Genomic DNA, 18,584 nt, shown 5'->3' on the forward strand with positions numbered 1-18,584 from the left:
ACCACGCCAGGGGACACAACCGAAGCTACGGCGGTGCAGGCAGCTTGAAACTGCAGCACTGCCGGACGCACAGGGGCTGCCAGTTTAAGCCTGAGACGGTCTTCGGCACCCCGTCGCGGCACCCGCAGGCGCTTGACTGACATCTCGTATCGGCCGCTCGGCCCCCCCCGATCTGCTCACGGGGTGGGGGAGCGCCTGATCTCACCAGCGTGAGCCGAGCCGATACGCAACGCGGCTCGACAGCATGATGGCGAGGCCTCGGTTACGGGAGCGTGTACGGCACCCGTGCGCCCGGTTCAGTAGCCGTAGTACCCATAGCCATAGGGCCGACGGTAATAGCCGTACGGACCACCATAGTAGCCCACGGGAGCGTACCCACCGTATGGGCCGCCATATCCGTAGCCGTATCCGCCGTAGGGGTACCCATAGCCGCCAGCCAGGCCATATCCAACGGCTGCGCCCGTGGCCAAGCCGAGGCCCAGCCCCAGGCCACCATACCCGTATCCACGACCGTATCCGTATCCACGGCCATAACCACCGTATCCCCCACGGAAGCCACCACGGAAGCCGGCGCCGCGGAAACCGCCACCAAACCCGCCGCCGCGGAAGCCGCCAAAACCACCACCGTGGAAACCGCCGCCACCGAAGCCACGTGCATCAGCACCGGTTGGTACAAAGGCGAGAGCAGCCAGCGCCGCTGCCGAGGCGAGAGCAAAACGTTTCATCAAGATCATCTCCGATCCGAAAGGATGCCATTCCCTACAACTGAGCAATATGCTTGGGCGATCCATCAGGCAAGTATAGAATATTGCGCTGAGAAGAGATGATCCTCAACCGAGCGCCTCCACATCGAGCATCAAGGCGCGGTGTTGCTCGACGAAGTTGCTGGGCTAACAGCCTGTGTGAGCTAGAATTTCGTCTTCTGATCGCGCTGTCGCTTGGCGAAGATCTGTTTATCGCAGCGTCATTCCGGCCTACATAAAGCTGGGTTAGCTCCGAGTTGGGTCCCGCCGCACCGTCAACGTAGGGCGTCAGCCGGGCCGCCCGCGTGCTGTCCCGAGTACCGGTAGGCGGGCGCGGCCCGGTAGTGCGTCACAGAGATCTCCGGCAGCAGGAACTCGGAGGTGTTACCGGCGTAGCCCGAGTAGGCCGAGGCCGGATAGGGGCTGTGCTTGCTGTCGATGCCCTGTGCCAAGGCGGGGGAAGCAACGGCAACCAAAGCGGCCGCGGCGAGCAGATGCAGCTTCATGACGATCTCCATGCGTGTGCGTTTGACTTTACGGGGAAGCCATCCGGTCAGTCGGGTCGCGTGAGGAAGATCGTCGGTTGGCGGTCTTGATCGCGGCGGCTGTGCCTGGCCGGCAGTGACCTCTCAACGGCATACTCTGTCGATCGTTCGCCCGTTTTTGTGCGCCCCCACACAGGGGGCGCATTGGGAGAGTTGGTCTACCTACGCCGCTTCTCCTCCAAGGCTGCCTGTAGCTCCTTGGCAAGATCGGACACCGTGAAGGAGTTGCTGAGCAGGCGCACGCCAGGATCCAGCATCCCGTTGTGGACGACGGCGTTCAGGAGCGAGCCGAGTAGGAGCCCGGCGGCAAGCCCAGCGGCGAGCAGGCCGCAGGCGAGACCAACGCACGATCGCGCGGCGGGGCGGTCGGCAAAGTTCGACATCATGCGCCTCCATTGCGAGCGGTCTGCGCATCGGGCATCCGTTCAGCGCGGCCCGCGTGCCGCCAAAACCAATCAGGCTGGCAGGACAGCGCGTTGAACTGGGGGGCCAATCGAGCGCTCGACCAACACGTCGAGCACGCCCAGGATCTCAGCTCGCGTATCGATGGCGGCCATGTCCGCAGCGATCGACCTGGCTCGGGCCCGGTACGACGGGTCCGACAGCACACGCGCGACCGCATCCCGCAACTGCTCAGAGGTCGGGCGCTGCGCCGGAATCTCGATACCGACCCCAAACCATGCCACCCGCGCGCCGATGTCGGCTTTCTCCTCCGTGCGCCCCGCGGCCACGATCGGCACGCCGGCCCGCAGCGCCAGCGACACCGTGCCGTAGCCCCCGTTCGTCACCACCGCCGCCAGCTTCGGCAGCAGCTGCCCGTAGTCCAGAAATTCGGCGAGCCGCACGTTGGACGGCACCGGCCCGACGTTCGTCACAGGTCGTCCGCCGGTTGTGACCACCACCAGCAGGTCGTCGCGGTCAGCTAGCGCGGCCAGAGCCGGCTGGACCAGCTCGCCGAAATCGGCGTTGGTGACCGTACCCTGCGTGACGAGTACGACCGGTTTGCCCCCGTCAAGCTCGTACCACCACTCAGGCTTTGCTCTCTCCCGCGCAGGCGGCGGCAGGGCGCCGACGAAGCGGACGTGGGCGGGCAGCTCGCCATAGTCGTACTCGAACGCCGGCACGGTCGGGTGCAGATAGGCGTCCGCCGACAGGACGAAGGACGCCAGGACGGAGCACGGCAGCGGCGGCAGTCCTAGCTCCGCCAGCTTGGCGTTGGCATAGGTGCGGGTCGGCTTTTCGACGGTAGCCTCGAACTCAGCCGCGATCGCGGCGTACCGCGCTCGATCAGCATCATCTTGAGCGGGAGGCAAGCCGAGACCGAACGGGGCGCCGTCTGGACGGTCCAGGGATAGGAGGGTGAAGCCGCACGAGACGAGAGGCACGGGTGGGCGGCTTGGATCGAGGAACAACGCCGCACGGCCCATGAACCCGCTGTCGGTCACGACGATATCGGGACGTTCGTCGATGATGGCGGTGCGCAAGGTCGTGAGCTGTGGCGGCATCAAATCAAGGAAGAAAATTTGAAGCGCGTTGCGGATCTGTTCCGGACCGGGCGGGAGTGCGTGATGCTCGGGGAACACCTCCTCGATCCTGGAGAAATCCAGATCGGCCTCGGGAGCGAGTGCTAGGAAGCGAGCGCCGGAGTTCTCGACCGCCAGCTTAAGATGGGTGCCGGTCGCGACCACGACCTCGTCACCGCGACCCAGCGCCATCCGCGCTACGGCCAGCATCGGGCTAAGGTGGCTGATGACAGGCGAGACCGCGAACAAGATCTTCAATGTAATTTCTCCAGGAGAGGCGGTGAATTTTCCGCGTTCACCGCGCCGTGCAGCCGATGCAGATGCTCTTGGTGATCGCGTCTTGTTTCAGGTGCTCGGGCGTTGACCGGAGGAGGACATCCTCTGACGATGGGCTCGCCGCACGGTCCGGCGGCCTTGTCCGGCCGACCGCAGTCGTGTTCGGTGCGGTCTGAGTTGAGAGTGGACCGGCGCCCGTTCCCGTGAAGGCACCACTCTCAGATCGCGCCGTTGCCGATGATGCGAGCAGTACGGAGACTAAGGTCAAAGCCGGCAGACGTGTCATGGATTGTCCCGCGTCACGCCGCATCAACGGAATGCCCTCGTGACCGTCGGATCTGTTGCAGCTTCAGGGTCGCGAGACTCGGCCATATGCGGGTGCAACTCTGGTGGACAGCAAGCTGGCGATTACGGCCGAGATGCCGGGGCGGCCGATCGGCTGAGATCGACTCGTTACCATCAAGCCCCGATCCTGGATCGGCTGCGTTACGCGCCCATGTCATCTGGCCATCATGGGGTTACAGCCGTAGCCTAATTCCGTCGCGCTCCGAGCAACATCAAGCGACGACTTGAGCTAAGGTTGGCGTCTCTCCCAAGAGACTCACTCCACCCGGCCAGCTTCGCGCTGCGCCGGGTATTTTTGTGTGCAGAACGGCTTGCGGTTCTTGCGCCTGCCCGAGCGCATTCGCTCTTCCGTTGATCTTATCGGTCCGGGCGCATGATGCCACGGCACGGCTCGGCCCAACCTACGGCCCGAGAGAATTCTTATTTGGTCTGATCGGTTGAGGTCACCTGCTGCCCCTCGACAGCCTTTTTTCGGTTCCGCTGGCCTCGTTTTTCCCAGAACTGAAACCTCAGTAGGCGTGCTGGTTACGCTCGACCCCAACCCCTGAAAGGTGGGGCCGTGATGGCCCTCCCTTCGGGCAGGAGGTGACGAACTGCCACCTCCTTTCCGCGCCAGCCGGATCCAGGCCTGCCATTCAGGGCTGATGATGCGGATCACGTTCGTGTCGTTGCGAAAGCCGGTGATCTGGCGCTCTTCGACTGTCAATAGGCCTAGGAGCCTGTCCGAGGAAGTGTCTCGACGGATTGGCTGCGGGGTGATTCACTCGGCTCATGGCCAAGGTGTTTCGCTCCTGGGACGTCGATCAGGGCTGGCTTCTGCCGCCCTCGCTGCACGAGTTCGTGCCACCCGGGCACATGGCGCACTTCATGCGCGATACGGTGCGGGAGGCGCTCGACCTTTCGGCCATTCTCGACACCTACACGGAGGAGCGTGGATACCCGCCCTACCATCCCGGCATGATGGTGGCGCTCCTGCTCTACGGGTATAGCCGCGGCCTGTACTCCTCGCGTCAGCTTGCCCGCGCCTGTGAGGAGCGGGTCGACGTCATGGCCGTCACTGGCCTGAACCGACCGGACTTCCGCACCATCGCCGACTTCCGCAAGCGCCACCTCGTGGCCCTGTCGGACCTGTTCGTGCAGGTGCTGCGCCTATGTCGGGCCGCCGGTCTGGTCGAGTTCGCTCACGTGGCGGTGGATGGCACCAAGCTGAAGGCGAACGCCTCACGCCACAAGGCGATGAGCTACGGACGGATGAAGACGGCCGAGCCGGCCCTGGCCGCTGAGGTGGACGCTTGGCTGGAGCGCGCGCATGAGGCTGACGCGGCGGAGAATCAGGCTCACGGTGCCAGCCGTCGAGGTGACGAGACGCCGGACTGGATGGCCGACAAGCAGCGGCGGCTGGAAGCGATCCGCGCCGCCAAGGCCGCGCTGGAGGCGGAGGCGGCTGATCCGCCCGATCCAGAGGACGAGAACGGTCCGGGCGCCTCGTCGGGCATGCGTTGGCAGGGACGGCCACTGCGCGGCGAAGACGGCAGTCCGCCCGACCGAGCGCAGCGCAACTTCACCGACCCGGACAGCCGGATCCTGCCCACGCGCGACGGCTTTGTACAAGGCTACAACGGCCAGATCGCGGTCGACGCAGCCCATCAGGTGATCATCGCGCACCGCCTCGTGACCAACTCCGCCGATCACCGCGCGCTCGTGCCGCTTATGGACGGGGTCCGCGCTCATCTCGGGCGCAAGCCGCGGGAGGTCTCAGGCGATGCCGGCTTTGCCAACGAGGCGAACCTCGCCGCGCTGAAGGAGCGGGGCATCACGGGCTACCTCGCTCCGGGCCGGGCGCGTCATGGCGAGGCGGACGCAGCCGGCCGCCGGAGGCTGACCAAGATGCCATTGATGAGCGCGATGGCCGCCCGCCTGAAGCGGGCTGGGCGCCGCAGTCGGTACCGTCTCAGGAAGCAGGTCGTCGAGCCGGTGTTCGGGCAGATCAAGCAGGCCCGAGGCTTCCGGCAGTTCCTGATGAGAGGGCTCGATCAGGTCCGGGGCGAGTGGGCGATGATCTGCACGGCTCACAACCTGCTGAAGCTGGCACAGGCAGGCCGCTGAGGCCGCTGATCCGCCCTCATCGACTCCCCTCTCGCCCCCTCTACCCGGCTTCAAGCCCCGTTACTCAGACAGGCTCCTAGCTGTCGGGCTTCGCGGATGGCGTCTTTCACGGTCGAGCGGCACACACCCGCCACCGCCGCCATGTTCTCGATCGACAGCTGGTAGTCCTCCCGGCGGGCCACCTCGGCTGCCACGAGGCTGAGGACCGCCTGCTCCGCCAGCGTGAAACGGGCCGCGAGCCCCGGTGGAAGCCGCCCCGAGGCGGCCCAACGGCGACGGGGCTCCAGCGAGGCATCCGTGCGCGGGCACGAGCCGACGGTCCTCCTAGAGCTTCCTACGCGAGCTTGGCCGCCAGTCCTTCCCTCGTCTCGGTAAGTTCCTGTGGGACTTTGGCGCCGGGGCGAGTCGTGTCAGCCGGCGGACGGCTGCCGAGACTCGATCAGGCCGGACAGCGCCTCGGCCTCCGTGATCTTCCCCTTCCCGTATGCTGCCTCGAAAGCGGCACTGAACCACATGACCCGGCTGCTGGCCGTATCGCTGGCCCCGGACATCCGGGTGAATGCCGTTGCCCTGGATTGGTGGACACACCCCTGACTGCTGATTAGACCGCCGCGCAGACGCTCTGGCGGGAGTGCTCGCCAATGCGTCGAGCTGCCAAGCCGGAGGACATTGCGCAGGCCGTCGCTCTGCTGGCGGCGTCGGATTATCTTACCGGAGAGATCCTGCTGTCGGACGGAGGACTAAAACTCAATTAAAACAATGGGGAGTGACAGTCCGTCCAATCTGGCCTGGACCGACCGCCATTACCGACTGGCATCCCGATCCGGGATCCGGCTGTGAGAAACGGCACTGAGCCCCGCCGGCCCGTGAGCAGATCGGGCGGCGAGGTTCAAACTGCGTGTCCGTCAGGCCTCAACCGTAGCAGCGGCTTTCTTCGGCTTGCGGGCCCGAGCCGGCTTCTCGGCAGGTGTAGCTGCAGGCTCAGCAGCCTTCTTCCGGCCGCGGGCCTTCGGCTCGGTGATGGTTTCGGCGACCTCTGCCACCTTCGGCGCCGCGTTCCGGCGCTGATTGCCGAGACCGAGCCTAAGAGCCATTTCCGACCGAAGGGCCGAGTAGTTGGGCGCCGTGGTGGGGTAGTCGCGCGGCAGGCCAAAGCGCTCGCGGTACTCCTCAATCGTCAGTCCGTTGCCGCTCAGGTGCCGCTTCAGCGTCTTGTACGGATTGCCATCAAGGAAGCTGATCAGAGCATCCGGTGTGATCGATTTACGGATCCGGGCGGGGGTCGGCTTCTCCACTTTCGGCGCGGCGGAAGATGGTGCGCTGATCAAACCGGCGATTGCAGCGTGAACGCCGGATAGGAGTGCCGGCAGCTCAGCGACCGGAACCGAGTTGTTCGACACGTATGCCGAGACGATGTCGGCGGCGAGTTCTGTAACATCAACCTTAGCTGCTGTCGGAACTGATGTGCTTTCATCCATTTGTGCCTCCTTGATGTACGTGCGCAACGAACACGACGGCTTCGGAGGTTCGTCAAGGGCTTCTCTGCGGAAAACGAGCACTGTGCGCTAGGTATCTTCCGATTTGGCGGCCAATCCCCAACGCACATCAAAATGCGAGCAATTGGGAATGGGAAGACGTGGATTTATGGGAAGCGTCGGGCTTAGGTCCAGTGCTCTTCGTGCAGGTAGACGGTCAGTGGCGATCGGTGCACGCGCTGACGGCCGACTTTCGCGCGGATTTACTCTACGGTGCGCCACTTCACGGGCGGCAGGGGGCGCCGGGCGTCGTTGCGTCACACTAATTTGATCAGCACCCTGTGCAGATGGCGTTGTTGATCAGCCAATCGAGCTGCCGGCTCTTGGTGTCGAGCGCGGCCGTGGAGCCGGTCCGCTCGTCCAGGGCCGCGCCCGGAGACTTGGTCTGGCCCACCGCGCTGATGCGGCGAAAGCCGGTCTCACGTTCAGCATCGGCAGGTCTACCAGCTGAGCGGCGGCCGGCATGTCGAACGAGGCTGCAGACAGCGAACGCGCCTGCGCAGCGGAGGCGAGCACCGTGCTGTTGAAGGCTAGGCCGGCGAAGACGACCGGCAGCAGCTTGGCGGCTGTGAAGCGGCGGGTGCGGGCGGGGGAGTGAGCGGTGAGGGACATGTGAGCCTCCTGCGTTGAAGTAACGAGCGTGAGGTCACGGTAGGCGCCGCAATCGAGATGATGAATGCCTCATCTGCTTGATGAGCTGCTCAGACGTCTCAGTGCGACCTGGGGCGCAGGTAGTCCGGTCCAAAAAGCCGCGCTCAGTAGGTCAAGGCTCCCCAGGGCCGATCCGACGAACGGCCAAACCGGCCAACTCGGAATCGCCTGCCTAGCGGGTTAGCCACACGTGTGCCGCCGGCAGCCACCGCGCTAACGCTCATGGGCGCGGCCGGCGGCTCCAGGGGCCTTGGCTCATCTCAGCCAAGTCCAGTGCCCGCGCCGTCCACGATGACTGCGCCAAGTTCATCCGCTTGGGGGGCTCTTGAACCGGCTCATGCTTCGCGATGATAGCGCTCGGAGTAGACCTTCTGGAGCGCAGCGAACGGGTCCGCATCTCCAGGACCTTTACTCGTTGCCGCCGTGCGAGACCGCGCATGTCCTTGGCTTTAGGCTGGGCATCTAGCAGGTTGGCGGACTTCTCCAATTCGTCAGCGATCATGTTCAACGTTGTGATATTGGCTTGGAGGGCCTTCATCCGCCCGAGCATCGCCTGGCGCAGACCCTCGCTCATGGCTCGCCAATGCACCGGAGGCTCCAGAGGACTGTTCCTTCCGGGCTAAGCAGCATCAACACGTCTACCGCGAGGCCCGACGCCTCAGGGCGCCACTCCTGCGCGAGGGCAAGGGCGCTCTCTATATCCGTCGTCTCGATGTCGATATTGTCGATGGCGAAGCCATCGCGCCCGTCCGTGAACCGCATCGTTGTTTGGAGACGGTAGGCAGGCACAACTTCCTCGGTCCACGAAAGACGCTCTTCCCCAGGTTGCGGCGGGCCATCCAATCCGAACCTATGTCACCGAGATATTTGTACTATCATTGTGTTACAATATTATGTCGATTTGATTTCAGAATTAATGAAGTGCGTTTGGCCGTTTCTGTCAGTTCGTTAGTGCATCGGCCCCTGATCCGGCCGGGCATGCTTGCGACGGTCCCTTTTCCTACGCTGCGGATCGGTGGTACAGGCTGGCTGGTGAGCTTCACGGTGCTGGTGACGATCCTGGCGGCTTGTGGGCTCACAGGCGTGATGCCCTGAATAAGGGCCGAGCTAGGTGGTTTTCTGCCAGTCTGCTTCTGAGCGAGCCACCGCTGAGAGCTGCCGATAGCTACGGCGGCCAACCATCGCTTCAAAAAGCAAAAACAATCTGACATTTGACGTATATTGCTTTGCCTTCAACGACAGCACAGGGTGGGCTTGCGAGGGTCTGGTTACGGATGCCAGATGGAAGAAGCGGACATTCGACATTGGATGGGCGCTGGCCGGAGGCGCCCGACTGCTCTCGCGTGTGCGACAGGTGGAAGCAGACGTCGCGGTGTCGATCAATGTTGACCCGATTGGGACCGTCCGACCGCAGCTTGCTGCGTCCAGCGTCAGCCGCAAGTAGTCTGGGAACTTGGGCAAGGACGCTTGGGAGCTGCCGCCTCGCTGTCGGGGCCACGGCCGCTCGGGCCCTGCTGCCGTAGCGCTCCCGGATAGGGACAGTTCCGAATGCCGGCAAGTGATCGCGTTACCGCTGTAGTTCGACACGAACATCCCGGAGGGCGATGTCAGGCCGTCGTCGGCGTGGCCCGTCGCGGGCGAACTCGACTTCTACATGCGTCACCTCCAGGAGCCCGGCCTCGCCGAGGCAGAGATGGAGGGCGACGTCGCGCGCGCGCTCGGCGGCTTCCTCTGGCTCCTCTCGGGCGAGCGGCCGGCGAAGGGCCGTTCGATCAAGGGCATGCCCGCCGAGATGATGGTTCCCCGCGTCGGTGGCTTTGCGGCCGCTCTGCCAGAGGCGATCGGCCGTCCCGCCTGGCTGACGGAGAAGGAGCTGGGCACCTACGTCAAAACGTTCGCGCGGAGCGGGTTTCGCGGGGGCCTGAACTGGTACAGGAACATCGATCGTAACTGGGAGCTGGGACGGCCCTACAAGGGTGCCAAAATCGGCGTTCCCGCCCTCTTCTTGGCCGGCGACCAGGATGTCGTGCCGCAGTGTCCTGGGATGGACTGCCTCATCGCGGCCCTTCCCACGAGCGTGCCTCTCCTAAAGAACATCATCTCGCTGCCGGGCTGCGGGCACTGGACCCAGCAGGAGCGTCCTCAAGAGGTCAACGAGGCGTTGATCGCGTTCGTCAGATCCCTCGGCCCGTGAACCGGCTCCGTGACAAGCTTACGTATGCCGAAGCGATCCGCATCCCGGATATTAGCTTCGGCAGACCAACTTGGGCGCCCGGAGTAGCGGCCACGAGCGCACGGCCGCCAAGAACGGTAGCGGGAGGCCTGACGGTATTTGGGCGATGCTAAAGTCCCCGAAAACTCCGTAGTTGGGTCGAAAGCGGCTGCGGCTGCGAGTTCAGGCTGGAGATCAGCGGTATAGTCCCTCAGCCTGGAGGCGTCGGAGCAACGCGCATGCCTGCTCCTGAGCTGCAACGCCGTCCTCTTGCTTCTCGAAGCCATGCTCGCACATCGGCATCAGCTTCCGCGTCGCCCGATCCATCGCCGAGCCCTCCCACAGGATCAGGACCTCACGATCGGTGAGATCCTTGAGGAAGCACCAGAGCATCAGCATGAGGCTCAGTGCCGGGCGTTCGTGCCAGTCTACGATCACGAACCGCTTGAGGCGTTCAAGGCGGCGTATGAGCGCCTGCCTTTTGGAAGGCGGCAGGTCCGCAAACGGCTCCAGGCAGGCAGTCCGCAGGTTGCCGCGCAGTTCAGCGATATCCGCCTCCGCTCTCGCGACGAGATCCGGATCAGCTGGAACGAACACGTCCGGCGCCCCGGTGAGCGCGTAGAGGAGGTAGGCGGGAACCGCGAGTTCGATCCTTTGGCGGTCGGTCAGGACAGGCATTGGGGCATTTACCGAATTTATCAGCACCAGAGAAGTTCAGATCGCTTAGGAGACGTTTTCGCGTCCGTCTGGATTTGTTGCGAAAACGGTCGTTTTTCCAGACAAGCTGAACCACACTGCCGAATGACCGCCCGGGGTGGTTTAGCGACTGTCTGCTGTCTGGACACAAGCGTGGAAAAACGTGGATCATGTGATCGCGCGTTCGCCAGCCAACCTCTGAAATCGCTGTGTAACCTGAGAGCGTCAGGAGATGCTGCGCGGGGGAGGGAGTTTGACATGCAGACGCAATCGCATATCGATGGCGGCTTAGCACTGACTGCGCGCGATCCCGTCTTCGCGGAGCGGCCGCATGAGCGCCTTGACCGATTGCGCGCGGCCAATCCGGTCTTCCAGGATCGCGACTTCGACCGGGTCGTGCTCACACGTGCCGTCGACATCGCCACCATGATGGCCGACCGCACCCTGTCGAGCGACCCGTTCAAGGGCCGGCTGACGACGCACGGCCGCCGCGGCCTGACAGAGGCCGACCGCGGCCGTTTCTCGATGCTACAGATGGACGACCCGGACCACACGCGGCTGCGGGGACTCGTGGCGCAGGCCTTTACGGCCCGCGCCGTCAAAGCGCTGCAGCCCAGGATCGAGGCGATTTGCTCCGATCTGCTTGACCGCGTCGACACGGACCGCCCCTTCGACCTGATCGCGGCCTACGCCGCGCCGCTGCCGACACTCGTCATCGCCGCCATGCTCGGCGTGGATGAGGGGGACGTCGAGCAGTTCAAGCGTTGGTCGGATGACATCGTCGCCGTGCCGACGTCGGACCCATCGCAAGACGCGCAGCGGAGGCGGGGGGCGGCGTTCGCCGGCATCCACGGTTGCATCAAGGATGTGCTCGCCGTGCGGCGGGAGTGCCCGCGCGCTGATCTGATCAGCGCGCTCGCCCGCGCCGAGAGCGAGGGCGAGAGTCTGAGCGAGGCCGAGATCGTCAGCGTCGCCCTGCTGTTGCTTCTGGCCGGCAACCTCACGACGACCGATTTGATCGGCAACGGAGTTGTCGCGTTGCTGCGTCATCCTGAGCAGCTTGCCTGCCTGAGGTCCGATCATGCGCTGTGGCCGGATGCCGTCGAGGAAATATTGCGCTTCGACCCGCCATTCACGGCTGTCTCCCGGTACACAACCCATGATCGCCAGATCGGCAATTGCCCGGTCGAGGCGGGCCAGACGGTCACGGCGATGCTGCTCGCGGCCAACCACGATCCGGCCCTGCACCCGGAGCCGCACGCCTTCGACATCGGTCGTGCGCACCGGAAGCACTATAGCTTCGGCGGGGGCGCGCACTTCTGCCTCGGCGCCTCGCTGGCGCGGCTCGAGGCGTGCATCGCCCTGCCGGCCCTGTTCGAGCGCTTCCCGCAGTTGTGTCTGGCATCGCCTCACATGCTGCGACGCAAGAATGTGCCGGGCTTCAACGGCTATAAAGCCGTCTGGTTGCGGGCGGGGTGAGACGGTAGGTTGAACGCCCGCCCCCAGGCGTAGATCCAACTTCTGCCTCCTCGAGCCAAAGTTGCCGGACCTCTAAGCTTAATTTTGGCCATTCCTGCGGCGTGGCAGAGGGCATAGGCCCAGGGCGCTGGCAAACGGAAGCGGGGTTTTGTTCGGGCGCATCGGCGCGGTGATGTTGCCAAAGTCCGCTCGCGCCAGATCGCATAGCGCACGGCGGCCAGAGCATCGGCGAAGGTCGGGCGCGGTTTGGGGTACCACGCGGCGGCCGCGATCCGTTGCCGTAGGCGGGCCGGGAGCCGTGCAGCCAGCAGCGTGACGATCGAGAACAGGGCGAGCAGGCAGGGCGTGGTGCGGGCGATGGCCTTGTCCGACCACTGCCGCTCTCGTCTCCATCCCGAGGTGAGCGCGCGCCTCTTGGAAGGTGACCTCGACACTCCAGCGCTGCACGAACCACCCCACGATCTGCGCGGGCTCGTCCAGCAGGTCTCCGCCGACATGCCGGTGCGCACAGACGGCGAACGCCTAGTGGCGGCGCGTGTTCGGCTCCTGGCGGCGGCGTAACGTCGTGACCTTCACCTAAGCCCGCACCTTCCTCGGCACCCACGACGATTTCGGGGCCGAAGAGGCCGGCCAGCACGTCGGCCGCATCAAGCGGATGGACGGCCAGCCGTAGGACGGTTGGCGGAATTGGAGCGCGATGGGCGTCCAACGCGGGCACGAGGCCAAGGGCGTGCGACCGCTCCACGGGCTGCTGGCCACCCGGGACGATCCGATCGAGGCGCTCGCCGCGGTCTAGGTGTTTGATCCCGCGGTGTGGTGGTACGGTAGACCACCATGCTGCGAGGGATGCCCTATGAGCCAAGTACTCCACGGCAGCGCCCGAACGACGGAGCGGCTGTGTTGAAGGTCAAGCGGTGAGTGGCTGCCTGGGCGTGCGGTTGCGGACGATGGCATTGAGCGTCACCAGAAGCTTTCGCATTACCGCCACGAGGGCAACCCTCCTCGGTCGGCCACGCTGGATGAGCCGCTCGTAGAAGGGTCGGAACGGAGAGCCTCGCCGGATGGCGGTCAGGACTGCCATGTACAGCACGCCCCGCACCGACGTTCGCCCGCCCGCGATGGAGCGCCGGCCCCGCATCAGGCCAGAGTCGCGGTTGATCGGAGCGATGCCGACGAGAGCCGCAAGCTGGTGGCGGCCGATAGTGAACTGATGCGGTGGATGCCCCCACCGACCGGCATCTCGTATGCCTGACGGTTGTATCGGAACCGATCATAGGGGTCATCGATGACGACGATCAGCATGTTGGCAGTCGATCTGTCGAAGGGCAGCTTTCAGGTCTGCGCCGTAGGTCCGGACGGGACGTGTGTGGATGCCCCCTGTTTGGCAAGCATGATCTTTGAGGTTTCGGCGGGGTCTTCGATCGGACGTGTGTCAGGCCTCACGATGTGGCCTTCGATGACGCCACGGGCCGGTATGCTGTTCGGAAGGCTGGGTTCACATCGGTTCAGAGAGCTGCATGCGCTCGAGCCCCGGGTCTGAATGTCCCTGCCTTGAACTTCGAAGTCCGTGTCGCCTACTCCTCATCGATCGCTCGCCCCGGCCTCGCGGCCACGACGTGCCTTCGCCCGCTCGGGGCTCCGGTCACGCCATCCGGTAATCTTCCTGCTTCGTCGTCACGGCCCAGATCATCCGCGCCATCTTGTTGGCCAGCGCGACCGCCGCGACCATCTTCGGTTTGCGCGTGACGAGGGTCGCGAGCCAGCGGTTCGCGCTCCCGCCCTTGCGAACCACCCAGCGGATCACGCTCATGGCCCCGACGATGAGCAGCCGTCAGATATCGGTCTGGCCCATCTTGCTGACGGAACCGAGCTTGGCCTTGCCGCCCGTGGATCGCTGCCGCGGCACGAGACCGAGCCAGGCGGCGAAGTTGCGTCCGCTGGCGAACGTGTCGAGATCCGGAGCGAAGGCGGCGACGGCCCCTGCGGTCACCGGCCCAATCCCCGGTATGGTGCATAGGCGTCGCAGATCGGTGTCCGTCCGCGACGCCGTCTCCAGTTCGTCGGCCAGCCGCTCGATCACCTGCGTCAGCCCCGCGATCTGGTCGAGATAGATAGTCCCCATCGCCCGCACCGCGACGGGCAGATCAGCGACTTCGTCGGCCAGAGCCTCTTCCAGCACCTTGAGGTAGGCCGGCCCCTTCGGAGCGACGACACCGAATTCGGCCAGATGGCCGCGCAGCGCGTTGATCAGCTGCGTGCGCTGACGGACCAGACACTGATGCGTGCGGAACGCCACCGCGCGGCCCTGCGTCTCGGCGCTCTTCACCGCCACGAAGCGCATCCTCGGGCGCGCGGCCGCCTCGGCGATCGCCTCTGCGTCTGCACGATCGTTCTTCTGGCGTTTGACGAACGGCTTCACGTAGACCGCCGGCACCAGCCGGACCTCGTGACCGCTCTTCTGGGCCACACGACCCCAGTGATGCGACGTCGCACAAGCTTCCATTGCCACGACGCAGGCCGGTTGATCGGCAAGGAGTGCGGCAAATCGAGAGCGCGACAGCGCGCGGTTATAGAGAACCGTCCCGTCCGGACCTACGGCGCAGACCTGAAAGCTGCCCTTCGACAGATCGACTGCCAACATGCTGATCGTCGTCATCGATGACCCCTATGATCGGTTCCGATACAACCGTCAGGCATACGAGATGCCGGTCGGTGGGGGCATCCACCGCATCAGTTCATACACCTAGAGCCGGGCGAAGGCTTGGGGCGTGCGGACCGGGCTGCCGCTGGCGTAGCGCACCGCCGCATTACAGGCTGCATCCCCGAACTGAAATCATGCTGTAATGTAGCTCCGCCCTAGTCCGGCTGCTACCAGTCGGATTCGTTCAATGCACGGCTTGCGGCAGGTGGCCTGGGCGCTGTGGTGAAATCCTCGCTCAGGCCGCCGCTTATACCGCCCCGTGGTAAGATCAAAGGGCTCTCTAACGTACCCGCGCCCCTTCGCTGCAAACTCCCAGATCGGGATACCTCAGGTCTGACGTGGCTTCGTCCGCTAGCAGGGGAAGCGATCGAACACGATCCGGTCAGGCTCGACGGCGACCATTCGCAGAAGAGGCGCTGAAGGCGAAGTGCTCGTTGGAAGGATAGATTATGGCCAAGGATCGGAACGTCGCCAACCCGCTAGTGCGCCCGCTTCCGGAAAGCCTCAACCGGCTGCTGCTTAGCGACCCCAACCAGCTAATTGATTTGGTCGAGGATCCGCTCGTCGGCTACCACAGACCCACACGGTTCGACCGCGTGCTATGGTGGTTCAGCGTCGCGGTTCTTGGAGCGGCCGCGTTCATCACCAGCGCAACCATGGCGGCCAAGCTGCTGCGGTGAGCACACTTGAAGCCGACGGCATCATCTTTGTCGACGAGTACGGCCCGGATTCGGGGAAGCAGCGGGCTCGCTCAGACGCTCGATCTGGTCGCGTCAGGAGGCCACGGCGGGAGGGAGGTTGGCCGACGCCGGCTGGTCGGACATGCCGGCGGCGTAGCGCGCATGCGTTAACAGGTGACGGAGATTGTGAACGCCCGACCGCCAACTTCTTCGAGTTGGCCACCCGCCGTCGATCAAGCGATCTCCAGTACCCTGATCCAACACGGCTTCCAGCCCTACTAAGCCAAAGGCGCGGCGTGCCTCGACCAGCACGCGCGCTGGTCGAGGCACGCCAGCACGGCGTAACCTCAGCGCATTCGCGTTCGCGACAGGCCCGGTCCCCGGGGCACGCTCTAACTTTCGCATTCGAAAACAGTCTAATATTGATCGCAGCGACTATGGCTGTAGCTAATAGGCCAGCTGAGCGTCACATTGCTGAAACGTTTTCCGCCGCATTCTGCAGTAGCGGCAATTGATACAGGGTTAACAGTCTATATTAGCCCTCAGAAATCGGCTCTACTGTGATTTACTGTTCGTAGTCATCTGTAGCACTATGTGGGTGCAGGTAATGGATGCAAAAAAAATCGTAAAAATTCAGGAGCAGATCCGAAAAATTCGGAGTGCGGTTTGGCAGGCACATGCACTTGAGACTGCGGTCGTTCTCGATCTAGCCGAGCTTCTGGCGGATGGTCCCCTCTCGCTCGCTGCGGTTGCCGAGCGATCCGGAACCCATGCCCCTTCGCTTTACCGCTTATTGCGAGCCTTAGAGAGCGACGGTTTCTTCAGCCAAGTATCGCCGGAGGTGTTCGCCAACACCGATGCAAGCACTTTGTTGCGCCGGGATTTTCCCGGTTCCCAGCGTGCACTGATCCTCAGTCATCTCAGCGATATTGGTGGTCATCGACGAGTGTGGTCCGGGCTGACGGATGCGGTCAGGACCGGCAACACGGCTTTCGAGAAAGTCCACGGTTGCGACCTCTGGGAATTCGGACGGCGTAACCCGGAGGCCGCTAGGCTGTTCAATCAGTCTATGCAAGCCACGTCATCGCTCATCACACCCGCGGTCACGAACGCTTACGACTGGCAGCAATTTCCGGTCATCGCTGACATTGGCGGCGGGATCGGCACGCAGCTATTGGCAATCTTAGATCAGTGTCGGAACGTGCGCGGTCTGCTCTTCGACAAACCCGAGATTGCTGTGCACATGCTACAGCACCCACGTCTTACGTTCCTACCCGGCGATTTCTTTGTTGCAGTACCGGGAGGTGCTGACGCCTACCTGTTGCGGTGGATCATGCACGATTACGCGGACGACAAAGCGTGTAAGATCCTCACCACGGTGCGCAGAGCAATGAAACCCGGGGCTCGTCTGCTGGTGGTCGACGCCGTCGTGCCGACCGGCCCGGAACCGAGTCATAGCAAGTGGACCGATCTGCTTATGCTGGTAGTGCTCGGGGGATGCGAGCGGACGCTGGATCAGTTCTGCTCGCTGTTCACAAGTGCAGGTTTCCAGCTCGACGAGGTCATTGAAACTGGATCCCCTCTCAAAATCTTGGTAGCTTCATGCATTCCGTCGGCTTAACATCGCGGCGGCAGGAGACAGCTGTAAGCGTGTGCGCGCCGAAGCTTCGACACACATGGTATGGTAATTACCCGCGCCCTTGCGCGGGTCTGATTTCGCTGATTCCCTTGTGAGATGGGCCGCAGCGAACTGGAACGGCTGAGCCGCGAGGAGCTGATCGAGTTGGTGCTGCGGCTGCAGCGTCCGGAGAATACCTCACGCACCTCCTCCAAGCCGCCTGCGACGGATCGCAAGGAGCAGCGCGAGCACTCCAAGCCCGGCGGCGCCAAGCCTGGTCACGAGGGTCACAGCCGGGTGCTGAGCGATGATCCCGATACGATCGTCCAACATCGTCCCGCGGCGTGCGCGTGCTGCGGCGCCAGCCTGCACGCCGCTCTTCCGGCGCAGGTCGTCAGCGTCTCTGAGCAAATCGAGCTGCCCGCGGTGGCGCCGATCGTGAGGCAGCCCAACCGGCTCGCGGTGCGTTGCTCGAGCTGTGGGGAGCGGGTCGTCGCACCGGTGCCGGAAGCGGCGCGCGGCACCCCGTTCGGCCCACGGCTGCACGCGGTGGCGACGTACCTCAAGACCTTTCAGGCCTTGTCCTACGAACGGCTGCAGGCGGCGCTCTCCGACCTGTTCGGCCTCACGCTCAGCCAGGGCGGGTTGATGAACCTGCTCCGCCGCGCGCAGGGTCGCTTCCGTGCCGGTCGTGACGCGGCCATCGCGACCCTGCGCCGGGCCGAGGTTGTCGCCTGCGACGGGACCGGCGTGCGCATCGAGGGCTCGAACGCTTACCACTGGCTGTTCCACTCGGCCGACGCGGTGGTGCACGCGGCCTCGCCGACGCGCGGCGCCGTCGTGGTGCACGAGATGATGGACGGGCATCGATCCAAGGTGCGGATTTCGGATCGCTACACGGCCCAGCAGGGCCACGCCGCCGAGCACCAGACCTGCCTGGCGCATCTGGCCCGCGACGTCGCCTACGTCGTCGAGGTCAGCGACGATCCCGTCCCCTCGCGCCTGCAGCTCTGGCTGCAGAACGTCTTCGCCCTGGCCGAGCGCGTCATCCACTTGGCTGCCTCGACGCTCTCGGCCATGTGAACAGCTGCGAGGCGCTCAATCGATGCCGGCGCGCCACCGCACTGATCGAAGTGCCCGGCCCATCGCTCTCGGCGACGATGGCGGCCTTTTCCTCATCCGACCACGTCCACCGCGGGCCGTCTCCGGTGAACAGCTCCAGGCGCCGGATCGGCTCCGACATAGCCATACGCCCTGACATCGACATGTGACGGAGCTCCCAATCCGCTCCGTATGTCGCCTTCACACCGTCTGCCGGAAGGTGCCGCCCAGACAGCGCTCACGGTGCAGCGACGAGCGAGTGGGATGCGGAAGGCTCGCTGGAGCGCATAAAGGCAGCGTTCCAGCAGCAGGGCGTGCCACTGGGCAGGCGACGATGACCGACACCCCGGGAGGGGCCTTCGGTTTTACGGCG

17 protein-coding genes and 4 pseudogenes are annotated in these 18,584 nt (G+C 64.4%); 9 read left to right on the top strand and 12 right to left on the bottom strand.

The genetic code is table 11. The annotated features are described in order from the left end of the window. Positions 1–296 precede the first annotated feature (296 nt). From PQI07_RS31260 to PQI07_RS31275, 4 genes are all read right to left on the bottom strand, one after another. Positions 297–734, bottom strand: coding sequence for a hypothetical protein (locus PQI07_RS31260; RefSeq protein ID WP_274928773.1), 438 nt, complete (start codon positions 732–734; stop codon positions 297–299). Between the two features lie 284 nt (positions 735–1,018). Next, the gene (locus PQI07_RS31265; protein WP_274928774.1) at positions 1,019–1,249 is read right to left on the bottom strand and encodes a hypothetical protein; all 231 of its coding nucleotides are present in this window, start codon (positions 1,247–1,249) and stop codon (positions 1,019–1,021) included. A gap of 197 nt (positions 1,250–1,446) precedes the next feature. Then, the gene (locus tag PQI07_RS31270; RefSeq protein WP_274928775.1) at positions 1,447–1,674 is read right to left on the bottom strand and encodes a hypothetical protein; all 228 of its coding nucleotides are present in this window, start codon (positions 1,672–1,674) and stop codon (positions 1,447–1,449) included. Between the two features lie 69 nt (positions 1,675–1,743). Then, the gene (locus PQI07_RS31275) at positions 1,744–3,069 is read right to left on the bottom strand and encodes a glycosyltransferase (protein ID WP_274928776.1); all 1,326 of its coding nucleotides are present in this window, start codon (positions 3,067–3,069) and stop codon (positions 1,744–1,746) included. A gap of 1,134 nt (positions 3,070–4,203) precedes the next feature. On the opposite strand from PQI07_RS31275, the gene PQI07_RS31280 reads away from it, so the two are divergent. The 3 genes and pseudogenes from PQI07_RS31280 to PQI07_RS37975 form a co-directional block, all read left to right on the top strand. Further along, complete coding sequence (locus tag PQI07_RS31280) at positions 4,204–5,538, top strand: IS1182 family transposase (RefSeq protein ID WP_274928777.1); 1,335 nt, start codon at positions 4,204–4,206, stop codon at positions 5,536–5,538. Between the two features lie 513 nt (positions 5,539–6,051). Further along, positions 6,052–6,132, top strand: a complete 81-nt coding sequence (locus tag PQI07_RS31290) for a hypothetical protein (protein ID WP_274928929.1) — start codon at positions 6,052–6,054, stop codon at positions 6,130–6,132. Positions 6,133–6,164: 32 nt separating this feature from the next. Next, a pseudogene (locus PQI07_RS37975) lies at positions 6,165–6,293 on the top strand (SDR family oxidoreductase); the annotation flags it as partial. 150 nt (positions 6,294–6,443) lie between these two features. Here the strand turns inward: PQI07_RS37975 and PQI07_RS31295 are convergent. From PQI07_RS31295 to PQI07_RS31305, 3 genes are all read right to left on the bottom strand, one after another. Beyond that, the gene (locus tag PQI07_RS31295; protein ID WP_274928778.1) at positions 6,444–7,016 is read right to left on the bottom strand and encodes a Ros/MucR family transcriptional regulator; all 573 of its coding nucleotides are present in this window, start codon (positions 7,014–7,016) and stop codon (positions 6,444–6,446) included. Between the two features lie 328 nt (positions 7,017–7,344). Then, on the bottom strand, positions 7,345–7,467 hold the full coding sequence (locus tag PQI07_RS31300; RefSeq protein WP_274928779.1) for a hypothetical protein: 123 nt from the start codon (positions 7,465–7,467) through the stop codon (positions 7,345–7,347). A gap of 477 nt (positions 7,468–7,944) precedes the next feature. Continuing rightward, positions 7,945–8,298 (bottom strand): hypothetical protein, encoded by a 354-nt coding sequence (locus PQI07_RS31305; protein WP_274928780.1) that lies wholly within the window; start codon positions 8,296–8,298, stop codon positions 7,945–7,947. 1,080 nt (positions 8,299–9,378) lie between these two features. Here PQI07_RS31305 and PQI07_RS31310 point away from each other — a divergent pair. Then, positions 9,379–9,918: an alpha/beta fold hydrolase gene (locus tag PQI07_RS31310; protein ID WP_274928781.1), complete on the top strand. Its 540-nt coding sequence runs from the start codon at positions 9,379–9,381 to the stop codon at positions 9,916–9,918. Positions 9,919–10,131: 213 nt separating this feature from the next. Here PQI07_RS31310 and PQI07_RS31315 read toward each other — a convergent pair whose 3' ends face one another. Next, complete coding sequence (locus tag PQI07_RS31315; RefSeq protein ID WP_274928782.1) at positions 10,132–10,614, bottom strand: hypothetical protein; 483 nt, start codon at positions 10,612–10,614, stop codon at positions 10,132–10,134. A 276-nt stretch (positions 10,615–10,890) separates the two neighbouring features. On the opposite strand from PQI07_RS31315, the gene PQI07_RS31320 reads away from it, so the two are divergent. Next, the gene (locus PQI07_RS31320) at positions 10,891–12,111 is read left to right on the top strand and encodes a cytochrome P450 (RefSeq protein WP_274928783.1); all 1,221 of its coding nucleotides are present in this window, start codon (positions 10,891–10,893) and stop codon (positions 12,109–12,111) included. Between the two features lie 312 nt (positions 12,112–12,423). Next, complete coding sequence (locus PQI07_RS31325) at positions 12,424–12,672, top strand: hypothetical protein (RefSeq protein WP_274928784.1); 249 nt, start codon at positions 12,424–12,426, stop codon at positions 12,670–12,672. 346 nt (positions 12,673–13,018) lie between these two features. On the opposite strand, the pseudogene PQI07_RS31330 reads toward PQI07_RS31325, so the two are convergent. From PQI07_RS31330 to PQI07_RS31340, 3 genes and pseudogenes are all read right to left on the bottom strand, one after another. Then, positions 13,019–13,327, bottom strand: a pseudogene (locus tag PQI07_RS31330) (transposase); the annotation flags it as partial. After that, the gene (locus tag PQI07_RS31335) at positions 13,249–13,413 is read right to left on the bottom strand and encodes a hypothetical protein (RefSeq protein WP_274928785.1); all 165 of its coding nucleotides are present in this window, start codon (positions 13,411–13,413) and stop codon (positions 13,249–13,251) included. The pseudogene PQI07_RS31330 and the gene PQI07_RS31335, both read right to left, overlap by 79 nt. Positions 13,414–13,753: 340 nt before the next feature. After that, positions 13,754–14,767 (bottom strand): annotated as a pseudogene (locus PQI07_RS31340) (IS110 family RNA-guided transposase). A 494-nt stretch (positions 14,768–15,261) separates the two neighbouring features. Here PQI07_RS31340 and PQI07_RS31345 point away from each other — a divergent pair. The 3 genes and pseudogenes from PQI07_RS31345 to tnpC form a co-directional block, all read left to right on the top strand. Next, complete coding sequence (locus PQI07_RS31345) at positions 15,262–15,492, top strand: hypothetical protein (RefSeq protein ID WP_274928786.1); 231 nt, start codon at positions 15,262–15,264, stop codon at positions 15,490–15,492. Positions 15,493–16,099: 607 nt separating this feature from the next. Beyond that, positions 16,100–17,113 (top strand): methyltransferase, encoded by a 1,014-nt coding sequence (locus PQI07_RS31350; RefSeq protein ID WP_274928787.1) that lies wholly within the window; start codon positions 16,100–16,102, stop codon positions 17,111–17,113. Between the two features lie 114 nt (positions 17,114–17,227). Continuing rightward, positions 17,228–18,187 (top strand): annotated as a pseudogene (gene tnpC, locus PQI07_RS31355) (IS66 family transposase); the annotation flags it as partial. Here the strand turns inward: tnpC and PQI07_RS37980 are convergent. Continuing rightward, positions 18,156–18,377, bottom strand: a complete 222-nt coding sequence (locus PQI07_RS37980; RefSeq protein ID WP_446720993.1) for a transposase — start codon at positions 18,375–18,377, stop codon at positions 18,156–18,158. The pseudogene tnpC and the gene PQI07_RS37980 sit on opposite strands and share 32 nt — an antisense overlap. Positions 18,378–18,584 lie beyond the last annotated feature (207 nt).

Origin of the sequence: Methylobacterium sp. 092160098-2 (assembly GCF_028920805.1) — a bacterium.
Taxonomy (GTDB): Bacteria; Pseudomonadota; Alphaproteobacteria; order Rhizobiales; family Beijerinckiaceae; genus Methylobacterium; species Methylobacterium fujisawaense.